This is a genomic window from Bacteroides sp. HMSC067B03 (assembly GCF_001811315.1).
GTDB classification, from domain to species: domain Bacteria; phylum Bacteroidota; class Bacteroidia; order Bacteroidales; family Bacteroidaceae; genus Bacteroides; species Bacteroides faecis.
This window is the reverse complement of the sequence record NZ_KV804512.1, coordinates 15,265-28,264: the sequence shown is the minus strand read 5'-3', so window position 1 is coordinate 28,264 and position 13,000 is coordinate 15,265. Positions and strand designations below refer to the sequence as shown.

Sequence of the window (13,000 nt, the reverse complement as noted above, 5' to 3'; positions counted from 1 at the left end):
AGCGACATTCGTCAAATTCCCTTTACGGGCGCACGTAATATTCTTCCAACGAAACTTCTGTGGCGTACACCGCCGATTGTGTGCCGCCCAGCGAGAAGAAAACTTCCTTGTACTTCCGTCCGGGGTGGTTCGCCATGTTGATAGACAATATCTGCGAACGCTCCTTGTCGGTCAGTCCCAAGAGGTTCTGTATGCTGTCGAACTTGTTAAGGTATTTCCTTTGGTCTAACAATATTTTGCAGTCCGAGTTATTGATGATACTTTCTTTCACGATAGGGGAAGAAATAATATCCTCTACCTCTTGCGTGACTACAATCGCTTCCCCGAAATACTTTCGGACGGTCTTGTACAAATATTTTATGTAGTCCGCCATGTTCGCCGATGCAATCGCTTTCCACGCTTCCTCAATTAGTATTAACTTCCTTATCCCCTTTAACTTGCGCATCTTGTTTATAAAGGCTTCCATGATGATGATAGTCGTTACCGGGAATAAAATTTTGTGGTCTTTGATGTTATCCAACTCAAAGACAATGAAGCGTTTATGCAACAAATCCAGTTCCTTGTCGGAGTTCAGCAGGTAGTCGTACTCACCGCCACGATAGTACGGTTCAAGCACGTTCAGGAAATTGTCAATGTCAAAATCCTTTTCCCTGACGTTCTTCTGTTCAAGCTGTCGGCGGTAATCATCCCGGACAAACTCGTAGAACGTGTTGAAGCAGGGCGTTACCGAACTGTCTTTGCCTATCAGGTCGATATAGGCACTTACCGCATTGGATAACGCCACTTCTTCCGACCGTTTGGGGGCTTCATCATCCCGCTTCCACAGGGTGAGTATCAGGGTCTTAATACTCTCTTTCTTCTCGATGTCAAATACCCCGTCCTCGACATAGAACGGGTTGAACGCTATCGGGTTCTCGTTGGTGTAGGTGAAATAAATCCCGTCCTCGCCGTGCGTGCGGTTGTGGATAAGCCGGGACAGCCCCAAGTAACTGTTACCCGTATCGACCAGCAGCACGTGCGCACCCTGCTCGTAATACTGGCGCACCATGTGGTTGGTAAAGAAGGACTTACCCGACCCGCTCGGCCCAAGTATGAACTTGTTTCTGTTGGTCGTGATGCCTTTCTTCATGGGCAAATCCGATATGTCGATGTGCAGCGGGCGACCGCTTACCCTGTCCACCATTTTGATGCCGAAGGGCGAAAGCGAACTCTTGTAGTTCGTTTCTTCCACGAACAGACAGAGAGCCTGCCCCAAGAACGTGTAGAAACTTTCCTCTGCGGGGAAGTCGGCTTCGTTGCCGGGTATGCCCGCCCAAAAGAGCGTGGGCGTATCGACCGTGTTGTGGCGTGGCTTGCACTCCATTAGCGCAAGCTGGCTTCCCACATCGTTGCGTATGCGTTTGAGTTCGTCCCTATCGTCACTCCATGCCATGACGTTACAGTGGCAGCGTACCGAAATAAGCCCCTTGCTGTGCGCTTCGTTCAGGTACTCGTCTATCCACTCCTTGTTCACTTGGTTGGCACGGGAGTAACGGGAGAGCGATTGCATGTTCCGGGCGGTCTGCTCGAAGTTCTTCAGGTTTTCGGCGTGGTCGTCTATGAAGATGAACTGATTATAGACATGGTTACACGACAACAGCACGCCCACCGGGGCGGCAAAACTTAACCTGCAATCGCTTCTGTCTGTGGACAGCTTCTCAAATCGGCAGTCCGTCCCGACCTTTCCGGGCAAATCTTCCACGTCTGAAAGCGTGTGCAGGCACAGTATATCGTCCCCGACCCGCATTTCTTCCGGGTACAGCCCGATGTCTTTCAGGCAAGTAGTGTCGGTTTGCGAGAGCGAGAAGTATTTCTCGATGATGCCCGCCTTTCCGTCCTGCCCGGTGATTTCCGATGCCGCCAGCCGGGTAAGGGTGACAAAACCGCTGTCGTTCATAATCCTTTCAAACTGCCCGACCGCTTCGATAAACTTTGCCGCCGCTTCCTTGTCGGCTATCTCCTGCGGTACAATCCTGCCCCGGCAGAGGGTGGAGAAGTCGCTCTGTCGGCGGCTTCTCTCCCTTGTCGTTTTCGTCAGGAACAGGTAGCAGTAATGGTTCAGGAACGGGCGTTCATTGAAGTGCCGTTCAAAGGAGCGGCTTAAAAAACTAAGCTCGCCCCTTTCGGTGTCGGGCTGGTAGTTCTCCTTGATGAAGAAGTCCTGCTTGTGTACTATGGAGTAGTCGGGCAGCACCTTGGCCGCCTTGTACCACGCCGAATGTATGGTTTCGTACTCGGCACTGGTGACGGTGAACAGTTCGGGCAGTTCCACCCTGAAAGCCACCGTTATGTCCGCATCCTTTGAAATGATGCAGCCGTTCTCCACCGCCAAAAGTGGAAATTTCCTTTCCAGCGTGGTAGCCTTTAACATATTCCTCATGTTCTTTCTTCCTTTCTTCTTTTGTAGTTGAACAGCCGGGGTATCGCCTTTCGGCTGATAATGAAGCGTGGGTGTCTTTTGCGTGCGGCAGCTTTCATCAGCCCGTGCGTGCCGTACTTGGCGTTGAGCCGGAACGTCTGCCACACGAGCAGCAGCGAAGCCGACACGATGAAACCGATACATAGCCACTGGTTCACGCCTGCCATGAACAGGACGATGAACACCACGAAGACGGCGAGCAAGCCGCCGCAAAAGATAAAGAGGTACTGGCTTTTCAGCCCCTTGAACTCCACCGGCTTCCCGATACCCCTGTTTACCGGATATTCAGACATTGCCGCCTTTTTAGAGGAAGAACGAACGCAGGATAGTGGCGGCGACAATCAGGAAGATGCACGCCCCGAACCAACTGGCGGCGGTCTTTGAGGTGTCGGGGTCGCCGCTTGAAAACTTGTTATATACTTTTACCCCACCAATCAAGCCGCAGACCGCCCCGATTGCGTACACCAGTTTTGTTCCGGGGTCAAAATACCCGGTGATTAGGTTCGTGGCTTCGGTGATGCCCGCCTGCCCGTTTCCTTGTGCGTAGGCACTTACCACGGCGGCAAGTATAGCCGCCGACAAGAAGATTTTCTTTCTCATTGTGATTTGTTTTTAATGCCGGGCGGCGGGTGGATAGTCCGCCTTTCCCGGCTGGTGAATAATTTGAAATTTTAGTGGTCGGGGATAGTCCCGTTTGTCTGTTTGTTTTCAGGTTGCCAATCAACCGTAATCCCGTTGTTTCATGCTGTCAGGCTTATACATTATTATATTATAGGAAATCGTTCATGTCGAACGCTTCGTGTTCCTCGCTTGTATCGCCAGTTCCGGCAGGGACAGCAGCCGTAGCCAGTTCCGCTTCGTTGCGTCCCAGCAGTTCCGCCACCTTTGCCAGCCCGCCGTTGATGTTCTCCACCACCGCATCGTAGAGGTTCGTCCCCTCAATGCTTGCCAGTGTCCCGGCTGCTTGCCGTTTCTCCGCTTCGGTGGGGTTGTCGGCGTTCGCCGTGCGTACCGCTTCGCCCAGTTCATCGAAGCTCACGCCCGTAGCCCGCCCGGTATCATCGTCACCGTCCATGTACCCGGCTATTTCCTCGTCCTCGTAGTCGGGTTCGTCATTCTCGTAACCGGGCGTTTCTTCCGCTTCGGCTGCTGTTTCCGGAATGTTTTCTTCCGGCTGTCCGTCAGCCTGCGGCGCAAAAATAGTATCATTTTCAGCCGCTTGCGGGAGGTGTCCCGATTTGTCCTGCGCTGTCCCGATTAGTCCGCCCTTGTATCGGCTTTCACCTATCAGCGTGTAGCCTGAAACCCCGTTTCGTGGGAGTGGCGCATCATCCGTTCTGCCCGTTGATGTCCGGCTGTCCGTGTAGCGATACCACAGCCATAGGGCGATATAGTACACCAAAAGCCCGGTAAGTATGCAATAGATTATCATAGTCAGACAGGCTTTTGGAAGTGGCTTTCGTACAGGGTGTTTATCTCGTCTTGGTACTGCTCGAAGTGCCGCAGCAGAATGTTTTCCACGTAGCTGCTTACCGTCACCTTGCGCCCGCCTATCACTGTCACGATACGCATCAGCTTCTCGTGCGTGGTACGGCTCACGTATAAGGGCTGTCGGTCTGCCAGTTCCACTTTCTGAAAGTAGGTTTCCCGGTAGTCGCCCGAACCGCCCTTGCGCCTGCGGGGTGTCGGTTTCTCTACTTGCACCGTTTCTGTTTGTGTTTCTTGCGGTACATCATTCGTCTTATTATTATCTTGTTTACTGGGAACACCCTGCGAGATAAGCTCTTTCATGAAATCCTCGTCTATCTTCGGCATCCCGCCGCTTTGCTTTGCCATATCATTTTAATTTGATGTAGTACACTATTTCGGTTATCAGTTCTTCCAAGTTGCTTCCCCTTACCAGCGGGCGGCTGGCGGGAAAGAGCGTGGAGCGGAACACCGCCTTTTTATCCGCCACCAGTTCCTTTTTGTAGCGTTTGGTATCGGGGATAAAGGTTTTCATCAGCGGCAGTTCCAGTTCCTTAATGGTCTTGTCGTAGGCGGTGTAAAGGTCTGTTTTCTCCCTACCGTCCACCATGTTCCAAAAGAGGTACAGCCCGGCAAGTCGGCAGGCTTCATTCCTCACCAATAGCTTTTGGATAGCCATTGCGAACGACAGGCTGCTTTCCAGCACCACCTTGTCGGCTGAAATGGGGGTGAAAATGTAGTCCATGCCCGCAAGGGAGTTTATCACGCCCTCGCTGTTCACCGTGCCGGGCAGGTCGAAAAACACTATATCCGGCACGTGTCCGGTGGCTATATGTTCGTCAGCCGTTGCAATCGCCTTTTCAGGTGAACTGCACAATACCGGGTAGGCTTTCTTCCCCAGCCGGGTGAACTGCTCATACGCCATTCGCTTGTAATCTTCATCCGCCCCGACCTGCTCGGCATCCCGCTTGCGCATCCCGGCAATGGAGTGTTGCGGGTAGTCGCAATCGACCACCGCCACATCGTAGCCTTTGAGGTAGTAGAGGTAACTCGCCGCCAGCACGGTAAAGGTGGTTTTGCCGACCCCGCCCTTTTGGGTGGAAAAGGCGACATAAAGGGGTGTTTTCTCGTTTTCCATATTGCTTCCGTTCATTATTGGTTGATAGATTTATTTATTGCTTTCAATCATTCATTCCATATTGCAATCTTGAAAGACTGTTTTATTTCAATCTTGTTTTCCTGCTTTCATTCTTTCTTGAAATATTGAAATCCTGCAATCACGTTTTATTGAAATCCTGCTTTCAATCATTCTTTCCTGATTGGAATATTTCTTTCAATCTTGCTTTCAATCTTGAAATCCGATGCAAAAAAAGGGAGAAAAAACGTCCCCTGAAAACCTTGTCCCGATTTGTCCTGCGCTGTCCCGTTTTGTCCACCAACCGCCTATTTTACAGCATTATAAATCACCGTTACTTTGCAGCGGAGTAACGAACCGCAGGGGGCGCAGGTGTAAAACAGGGCTGGTGAATGGCTGGGCTTATCGTTCCACGCTAACCCCAATCCGTCCGTGACGGATTTCGATTTTCGTCAGAAAATAGCAAGGTGTGTTTTGTATGCTACAAAACCGTTTTCCGTGCCTGAAAACGCCTTGCCCCTTGCGGGGGTAAAAATCACTCCGAAGTCGTAATTTTTTAATTTAAAGAAGTATGGAAACAAGAAAACCCAACAAGGGCGGTCGCCCCGCCCTCGCAGACCCGGCGAAGCATCGCCATGTCCTTTACCTGAACGACCGGGAGAACGCCCGCTTCCTCTCGCAATGGGAGCAGTCGGGCGTCACGAGCAAGTCCCGTTTCATCGCCGCCCGGTTGTTCGGCGAGCCGTTCCGGGTGGTGAAAGTGGACAAATCGGCGGTCGAGTATTGCGCCCGGCTGACCGAATTTTACGCCCAATTCAGAGCGGTAGCGGTCAATTACAACCAAGTCGTAAAGGCGTTGCACAGCAACTTTTCGGAGAAAAAGGCACTGGCTTTTCTCTACAAACTGGAGAAAGCGACCACCGAACTGGCTGTGTTGAACCGTCAGGTTATCGACCTGACAAACGAGTGCAAGGAACTATGGTTGCCAAAATAAGCACGGGCGGCAATATGTTCGGCGCACTGGCGTACAACCAAAACAAGGTGGACAGCGGGGAAGCAAAGGTGCTTTTCTCCAACCGGATGCTGTTGAGCGAGGACGGGAATTTCTCTATCGGCGAGTGTATGCGCAGCTTTGAAATGCAGATGCCCGTCCAGCTATCCACCAAGAAGCCGATACTTCATATTTCCATAAACCCGCACCCGGAAGACGTGCTGACCGACCAGCAGCTTTCCGACATTGCCAAAGAGTATATGCGGAAGTTGGGCTATGGCGACCAGCCCTATTTGGTGTACAAGCATACCGACATCGACCGCCACCACATCCACATCGTGGGGTTGCGGGTGGACGAGAACGGCAAGCCGCTGAATGACAAGTTCGAGCATCGGCGCAGCAAGCAAATCACCCGTGAACTGGAAAAGAAATACGGGCTGCACCCGGCAGAGCGAAAGGAACGTGCCGAACGCCCGGAACTTAAAAAGGTGGACTATGCCGCCGGGGACGTGAAGCACCAAATCGGCAATACCGTGAAAGCGGCTTGCTATGGCTACCGCTTCCAGTCGTTCGGGGAGTACAAGGCTTTGCTTGCCGCTTACAACGTGTGCGCCGAGGAAGTCAAGGGTGAAGTGAACGGCAAGCCCTATCAGGGCATTGTCTATTCCGCCATGAACGACAAGGGAGAAAAGGCGGGCAACCCGGTAAAGGCTTCCCGCATCGGCAAGTCGGTGGGTTATGAAGCGGTGCAGCGCAGAATGGAGAAATCGGGCGAAGCAATCAGGAACGGGAAACTGAAAGAACGCACCCGGAAGATTGTAGCCACTGCCATGCAGACCGCCCGCAGTCGCAAAGAACTGGAACAACAGCTAAAGAAGCAGGGCATTGACGTGGTATTCCGTCAGAATGACAGCGGGCGCATCTACGGCGTTACGTTCATCGACCACGACAGCCGGGTGGTGCTGAACGGTTCACGCTTGGGCAAGGAGTATTCGGCGAACGTGTTCAACGAACGTTTTTCGGGCGAAACCGGAAATATATACCAGTCAGAAGTGGAAATACAACAGCGGGAACAATCCACGCATCAGGAACAGCCGGGCTTCACGCCGAAATCCGACATCGTTTCGGGCGTGGCTTCCGTGCTGGGTGCGTTCGGTGGATTGCTGGGCGGCGGTGCATCAGGCGGTGACGAGCCGCAGGACACCGCCCGCCAAAAGAGAAAGAAGAAAAAGAAGCGCACAAGGCGCATCGACTAACTTAAAAAAACATTACAATCATGCAACAGGAAGATGATTTGAGAGGGCTTGCAAGGGTCATGGACTTTATGCGGGCTGTCAGTATTCTATTCGTGGGAATAAACGTGTACTGGTTCTGTTACTCCACCCTGAAAGAGTGGGGAGTGACGTTTGAGGTGATAGACAAGATACTGTGGAATTTCCAGCGCACCACCGGGCTGTTCTCGTCCGTCCTTTGGACAAAACTTTTTTCGGTGGTGTTCCTCGCCCTGTCGTGCATCGGCACTAAGGGCGTGAAAGAGGAAAAGATAACGTGGACGAAGATACATTGCAGCCTTGCGGCGGGTGTCGTGTTGTTTTTTCTGAACTGGTGGCTGCTGGAACTTCCGCTGCCACACACGGCGGATGCTATGTTTTATATCGCCACGCTGTCGGCGGGCTATATCTGTATGCTCATGGCGGGTACATGGATGTCCCGGTTGTTGAAGAACAACCTAATGGATGATGTCTTTAATACCGAGAACGAAAGTTTCCAGCAGGAAACAAGGCTTATCGAGAACGAGTATTCGGTAAATCTGCCTACCCGGTTCTACTATAAGAAGAAATGGAATAACGGTTGGATAAATGTCGTGAACCCGTTCCGTGCCAGCCTTGTGTTGGGTACGCCGGGTAGTGGCAAATCGTATGCAGTGGTAAACAGTTACATAAAACAGCAAATCGAGAAAGGTTTTGCGCTTTACTGCTATGATTATAAGTTTCCCGATTTGTCGGAAATCGCTTATAATCATTTGCTTAACCACTTGGACGGGTATAAGGTAAAGCCCAAATTCTACATTATCAATTTTGACGACCCCCGCAAGAGCCACCGATGCAACCCGATAAACGCCAGCTTCATGTCGGACATTGCGGATGCCTACGAAGCCAGCTACACGATAATGCTTAACCTCAATCGAAGTTGGATAAGCAAGCAGGGCGACTTCTTCGTGGAAAGCCCGATTATTCTTTTGGCGGCTATAATTTGGTATCTCCGTATCTATCAAGGCGGTAAGTATTGCACGTTCCCCCATGCCATTGAACTATTGAACAAGAAATACGCCGATGTATTCACTATTTTGCGCAGTTATCCCGAACTGGAAAACTACCTTTCGCCGTTCGTAGATGCTTGGGAATCAGACGCTCAAGAGCAGTTGCAGGGTCAAATAGCAAGTGCGAAAATCCCGCTTTCAAGGATGATTTCACCCGCTCTTTACTGGGTAATGACAGGTGATGATTTCTCGCTGGACATCAACAACCCGAAAGAGCCTAAAATCTTGGTTGTCGGCAACAATCCCGACCGCCAAAATATCTACTCGGCAGCACTGGGCTTATATAATTCCCGTATCGTGAAGCTGATAAACAAGAAAGGTCAGCTTAAAAGTTCGGTGATAATAGACGAGTTGCCAACGATTTATTTTCGTGGGCTTGACAACCTGATTGCTACTGCCCGAAGCAACAAGGTGGCGGTTCTGCTGGGCTTTCAGGATTACAGCCAGCTTACCCGTGACTATGGGGACAAGGAAAGCCGTGTAATCCAAAATACGGTGGGCAACGTGTTCAGCGGTCAGGTAGTCGGTGAAACGGCAAAAATCCTTTCCGAGCGTTTCGGAAAGGTGTTGCAGAAACGGCAGAGCATGACAATCAACCAGCGGGAGAAGTCCACCTCGATAAGCACCCAAATGGACAGCCTGATACCCGCCAGTAAAATATCCAACCTCACGCAAGGCATGTTCGTGGGTGCGGTGGCGGACAACTTCGATGAACGGATAGAGCAGAAGATTTTCCACTGCGAAATCGTGGTGGACAATGAAAAGGTGAAGCGGGAAACCGCCCGTTACGTGAAGTTGCCGCAGATAATTGACTTCACCGACAAGGACGGCAACGACCGGATGCAGGAAGAGATACAAGCCAATTATGACCGCATCCGTCAGGAAGTCCGGCAGATTGTCGAGGACGAGATAACCCGGATTAAGAACGACCCGGAGCTATGCCACTTGATTAAGGAGGAAGAATAGCTGTATATAATAATGTATGGAGTGAAGAACAGCCGATGTAGCTTTACGGTTGTTCTTCATTTTGCTTTTTGGTGCGGTAGGCTTCAAAACGCACTAATATTTCGTGCAGGTTCTTCAATGCTTCCACAGCCTTGCCTATCGGCGGCATCTTGCTTTTGTCGAAAGTCAGTTTCTTCAAATCGGTAGTGTACGCCGTAGCCACTTCGGGCAACGCCATGACCGCTTCGGCATCCTTGAATATCGGTGCATCAGCCAGCGACAAGTGCGAACGGGAGTTTTTGTTTAGTCCGTCCTCTATCGTCACCCGGTACATGGCATCCAAGAAATCTTCCGAATGTAGGTAATCGTTATATTCCTGATTGTGGTAGAGTGCCGACAAGTCGTAAACGTCACGGATATGCTTTGCCAACAGTGCGGCTGCATCCTCATTGTAAGACAGCTTTACCAGCCTTGAAACCTTGTCGCAGATAGTCTTTCGGGGATTGATGCACTGCGTTTCAAAACTTCCCAGCCCGTAGGTGCTTATCAGTTCCTCTTGCCCGATACTTTCAAGAAAGGCGGTCACAATCGGTTTGATAACCTGCTTGTCTGCCGGGTAGAACATCCGTTTTTTGTCCGGCAGGTCACAGGATTTTATCTCTACTTCCAAATGCTCTTTTAGTCCCACACCCTGAAATACATTGTCATACGAGAAATACAGTTTGCGGTAATTACCGCCCGTTTCCGACAAATCTTCCTTGTATATGTCACTGTTAAGTTCGGCTATGTATTTGGAAAGTTTCTTGTTCAATGTCTTTTCCGCCTGCTTGGACGCACCTTTGTCACCCGTGAACACGAACAAGTCCAAATCTTCCGAGAAACGTTCTATCAGCCCGTAGGCTTTGGAAAGTGAAGTTCCGCCTTTGAAGTAGGTCTTATCCGCATATTCGGACATGGAAATATCCCGCAGTATCTTCGATACCCAGTAATCCTTTTCCACGTGCGACTGCTCGTAGCCGAAATGTTCAGCCGCCAGTGCGATGATTTCCTTGAACGCTTCCTTGTCCGAATGTAAATTCATATTTCTGTCCTATGCTGTTTTATAATCCAAGTTGAACCGTGTCGTGGGAAGAATGGTCTTTACCATTTCCGTTTGCAACACGGTTTGTCTGATGTCGCCCAGTATGTCCGCCACCACCTTTCTGACACGTGGCGGGTAACTTTTCGCCAAAGATACGATTTTTTCCAGTTCCGGCAGGCTGTACCCGTTGAAATATTGGCTTTTGACCCGGTTGTAGATGTCCTGCCCGGTTGTTCCGGGTATGCGCTTCATGTCCTTTATCGCATCGAGCAGCCGCAAGTACGGGACAAGGCTTTCATCCGGATAGACCATGCAGTAGGCTTTCACGCACTCTATATCCAAGTTCTTGAAACGGAAACGGCGAACCGGGTTAGGAGTGGCTATCGTTATGGTTGTGGCTACCTGTTCGGTCAGCCCCATTTTGTTATAGACGTAAGCACCAGTGATATAGCCGTTCAGTTTTTCAGTCAGGTAGCGGAACTGTTCATCCTGATAGACAGGCAGCTTTCCCAGTCCCAGCACTGATTTCTTGGGACGGTAGTACGCCCCCTTTTCAACCCGTACCAGTACCCCTTTGCGGCTCTGTTCGGAAAGTAGCACCGCAACATTGGCGGTCTTTTCCGTTTCAAACGACAAATCCCGGAACGTGAATATACGCCCGGTATCTATCCGTTCAATCTGCCCAAGTATCTCTTTTCTGAATGAAGCCATATTTATGTCCTTTGTTTCTATATGCAAAGATAGTATATTATGTAATCACCTGCAAAAACATAACAAAAATTTTGCCGAAGATGTTTTCTTTTTGTCGTGTCACCTGATAATAGGAGAATAACGGAAACTCAATCAAAGGCTTGCCAAACGCTTCACAAACGTTCCAAAAATAAGCTGTATTTCAGTATTAATTTTGATATGTAGCTCATTATTAGCCTATTGATAAAATAGCAAACGTTTCATAAACGCTTCACAAATGGCTCGCAAGCATAATGCAAATTTTAATAAGCCGTTGATTATAAGGCATAAGGTCTATAATTAAATGGCTCATAAATGGCTCACTCCAAGAGAGTGATTAACTTCGCTCTCTTTTTTATGCCTGTTTCCAATTCTCCAACCGTCAGTTGGAGATTTACTCCACCCGGACAATTTCAGACAACGCAGGACAAATTCGGACAGTCCTTGCCGCCCGTCCAAATATAGCATATTTAGTCGCTACCTTTGGGCGGGACTATTCCCGTAACCACTAAAATTCCAATTATTTATGGCAAACAGAATGACCCCGCCCGCAGAGGGGCAGGAAAAAGACGTGCTGCTGGTCTTGGATAAACAGCAGGAAAAGGTGAGTGCCGTTAAGGGTATCGACAAGGAGGGCAATTTGCAGACCGTGCCACCCACTACCGGACACGGCGGCGAGTTCATGCAGGTGGACAAGAACAGCGATGTGTTCAGCAACTTCATTTCCAACTTCTACCGCAAGTATCAGGACACTTCCGGGCTGGAACTGTTCAGCGTCAAGGCTTCCGAAGCGGAGCAAGACGCAAAGGCAATCGAGGACAACCACCGCAACCCGACATCGGAGGGCGGCAAGCGGGTTGAAATGCTTCGAGTTCCGAAGCCCGACTTCCACGAGTTCAAGCAGGGCTACCGCTTCGACCCGTCAAAAATCGACTGGGAGAACCTGAAAAAAGTCGGCATTACCGCCGACACCCTGAAAAACACGAGGGACTTCGACCGGGTGATGCGTGGCTACAAGTCCCGCAACACCTACACCGTTTCGGGAACGGTGGGCGGCTTCTACCTCAAACCTACCGATGTCAAGCTCTCTTTCTATCAGGCAAAGGACGGCACGGTAGTACCCAAGCTGCACGGCGTGCAGCAGGACGAGAAACTGCTGCAACGCCCGTTCCATGAACACGAGTTCACCAAGCAGGAACAGGGCAACTTGCAAGGCACTGGCAACTTGGGCGGCATCGCTGAAATCAAAGACCCGAAAAGCGGCGAGCAAATCCCCGTGTTCGTCAGCCGGGACAGGTACACGCACGAACTGGAGTATATGCGGGCTGACAAGTGGAAATGCCCCGATACAATCTGTAACGTGCAAGTCAGCCCGGAACAGAAAGCCGCCTTTGAAGCCGGGCAAGCGGTGAAAATGGAAAATCTGCAATTCAGGGACGGCACGAAGCGCAGTGCCTATTTGCAGGTCAGTGCGGTGGAGCGTGGCTTGGAGTTCCTGCCCCGTGCCGCCGTCCAGTTCTTGCAGCAGGGGCAGCAGCCCGCAGAGCGGCAGGTCGCCGGGCTAAAGGACGGCAAGGGCGTTGAGTTCAACGGTCATGTACAGCCCGGCGCACAGGGCAAATCCCCCGACAAGGTGCAGCCGAAAGACGTTACCCCCGCCGCCGAGAGCCGGACGCAGGTAGCGGTCAATTCGGGGGGCAAGACCAACGAAGCCACCAAGCAGGGCAAAGAGCCGTTGAAACAGGGTCAGGACAAGCCCACCGCCAAGCAGAAAGAGAAGCAGGAGAAAGCACAGGACAAGAGCCTGAAAGCTGACAAGCCCAAGAAGTCCAGAGGAATGAAAATGTAATATCCACCATTAAAAAGTAAAGAAT

At 50.8% G+C, this 13,000-nt stretch carries 11 protein-coding genes and 1 pseudogene; 4 read left to right on the top strand and 8 right to left on the bottom strand.

What is annotated here, in order from left to right; all coding sequences use genetic code 11:
- Positions 1-34 precede the first annotated feature (34 nt).
- From HMPREF2794_RS26995 to HMPREF2794_RS26970, 6 genes and pseudogenes are all read right to left on the bottom strand, one after another.
- A pseudogene (locus tag HMPREF2794_RS26995) lies at positions 35-2,419 on the bottom strand (TraG family conjugative transposon ATPase); the annotation flags it as partial.
- Positions 2,416-2,751: a DUF4133 domain-containing protein gene (locus tag HMPREF2794_RS29760; protein WP_007845738.1), complete on the bottom strand. Its 336-nt coding sequence runs from the start codon at positions 2,749-2,751 to the stop codon at positions 2,416-2,418. The gene HMPREF2794_RS29760 and the pseudogene HMPREF2794_RS26995, both read right to left, overlap by 4 nt.
- Before the next feature lie 10 nt (positions 2,752-2,761).
- A complete protein-coding gene (locus HMPREF2794_RS26985; protein ID WP_004308755.1) occupies positions 2,762-3,058 on the bottom strand; it encodes a DUF4134 domain-containing protein in 297 nt (98 codons plus the stop codon).
- A gap of 169 nt (positions 3,059-3,227) precedes the next feature.
- On the bottom strand, positions 3,228-3,890 hold the full coding sequence (locus tag HMPREF2794_RS26980; protein WP_070753207.1) for a hypothetical protein: 663 nt from the start codon (positions 3,888-3,890) through the stop codon (positions 3,228-3,230).
- A gap of 2 nt (positions 3,891-3,892) precedes the next feature.
- A complete protein-coding gene (locus tag HMPREF2794_RS26975) occupies positions 3,893-4,294 on the bottom strand; it encodes a DUF3408 domain-containing protein (protein WP_008648474.1) in 402 nt (133 codons plus the stop codon).
- A 1-nt stretch (position 4,295) separates the two neighbouring features.
- On the bottom strand, positions 4,296-5,078 hold the full coding sequence (locus HMPREF2794_RS26970; RefSeq protein WP_070753205.1) for a ParA family protein: 783 nt from the start codon (positions 5,076-5,078) through the stop codon (positions 4,296-4,298).
- A gap of 553 nt (positions 5,079-5,631) precedes the next feature.
- Here HMPREF2794_RS26970 and mobA point away from each other — a divergent pair.
- Genes mobA through mobC form a run of 3 tightly spaced genes read left to right on the top strand, consistent with a single transcriptional unit; the run spans position 5,632 to position 9,337 of the window.
- The gene (gene mobA / locus HMPREF2794_RS26965; RefSeq protein WP_005924185.1) at positions 5,632-6,054 is read left to right on the top strand and encodes a conjugal transfer protein MobA; all 423 of its coding nucleotides are present in this window, start codon (positions 5,632-5,634) and stop codon (positions 6,052-6,054) included.
- Entirely contained in the window at positions 6,039-7,307 is a 1,269-nt protein-coding gene (mobB, locus tag HMPREF2794_RS26960; RefSeq protein WP_139147308.1) for a conjugal transfer protein MobB, read from the top strand. Before mobA ends, mobB begins: the two co-directional genes overlap by 16 nt.
- Positions 7,308-7,327: 20 nt before the next feature.
- Positions 7,328-9,337, top strand: coding sequence for a conjugal transfer protein MobC (gene mobC / locus HMPREF2794_RS26955; RefSeq protein WP_070753203.1), 2,010 nt, complete (start codon positions 7,328-7,330; stop codon positions 9,335-9,337).
- A gap of 43 nt (positions 9,338-9,380) precedes the next feature.
- Here mobC and HMPREF2794_RS26950 read toward each other — a convergent pair whose 3' ends face one another.
- Positions 9,381-10,397, bottom strand: a complete 1,017-nt coding sequence (locus HMPREF2794_RS26950; protein ID WP_070753201.1) for a nucleotidyl transferase AbiEii/AbiGii toxin family protein — start codon at positions 10,395-10,397, stop codon at positions 9,381-9,383.
- A gap of 9 nt (positions 10,398-10,406) precedes the next feature.
- Positions 10,407-11,108 (bottom strand): DUF6088 family protein, encoded by a 702-nt coding sequence (locus tag HMPREF2794_RS26945; protein WP_007754166.1) that lies wholly within the window; start codon positions 11,106-11,108, stop codon positions 10,407-10,409.
- Positions 11,109-11,652: 544 nt separating this feature from the next.
- Between HMPREF2794_RS26945 and HMPREF2794_RS26940 the strand changes: the two genes are divergently transcribed.
- Complete coding sequence (locus HMPREF2794_RS26940; RefSeq protein WP_070753199.1) at positions 11,653-12,975, top strand: DUF3945 domain-containing protein; 1,323 nt, start codon at positions 11,653-11,655, stop codon at positions 12,973-12,975.
- Positions 12,976-13,000: the final 25 nt, after the last annotated feature.

What these genes read in the sequence shown, in the direction of transcription:
- HMPREF2794_RS29760 (WP_007845738.1), bottom strand. Translation starts at nt 2,751, where the DNA reads ATGTCTGAATATCCGGTAAACAGGGGTATCGGGAAGCCGGTGGAGTTC.
- HMPREF2794_RS26985 (WP_004308755.1), bottom strand. Translation starts at nt 3,058, where the DNA reads ATGAGAAAGAAAATCTTCTTGTCGGCGGCTATACTTGCCGCCGTGGTA.
- HMPREF2794_RS26980 (WP_070753207.1), bottom strand. Translation starts at nt 3,890, where the DNA reads ATGATAATCTATTGCATACTTACCGGGCTTTTGGTGTACTATATCGCC.
- HMPREF2794_RS26975 (WP_008648474.1), bottom strand. Translation starts at nt 4,294, where the DNA reads ATGGCAAAGCAAAGCGGCGGGATGCCGAAGATAGACGAGGATTTCATG.
- HMPREF2794_RS26970 (WP_070753205.1), bottom strand. Translation starts at nt 5,078, where the DNA reads ATGAACGGAAGCAATATGGAAAACGAGAAAACACCCCTTTATGTCGCC.
- mobA (WP_005924185.1), top strand. Translation starts at nt 5,632, where the DNA reads ATGGAAACAAGAAAACCCAACAAGGGCGGTCGCCCCGCCCTCGCAGAC.
- mobB (WP_139147308.1), top strand. Translation starts at nt 6,039, where the DNA reads ATGGTTGCCAAAATAAGCACGGGCGGCAATATGTTCGGCGCACTGGCG.
- mobC (WP_070753203.1), top strand. Translation starts at nt 7,328, where the DNA reads ATGCAACAGGAAGATGATTTGAGAGGGCTTGCAAGGGTCATGGACTTT.
- HMPREF2794_RS26950 (WP_070753201.1), bottom strand. Translation starts at nt 10,397, where the DNA reads ATGAATTTACATTCGGACAAGGAAGCGTTCAAGGAAATCATCGCACTG.
- HMPREF2794_RS26945 (WP_007754166.1), bottom strand. Translation starts at nt 11,108, where the DNA reads ATGGCTTCATTCAGAAAAGAGATACTTGGGCAGATTGAACGGATAGAT.
- HMPREF2794_RS26940 (WP_070753199.1), top strand. Translation starts at nt 11,653, where the DNA reads ATGGCAAACAGAATGACCCCGCCCGCAGAGGGGCAGGAAAAAGACGTG.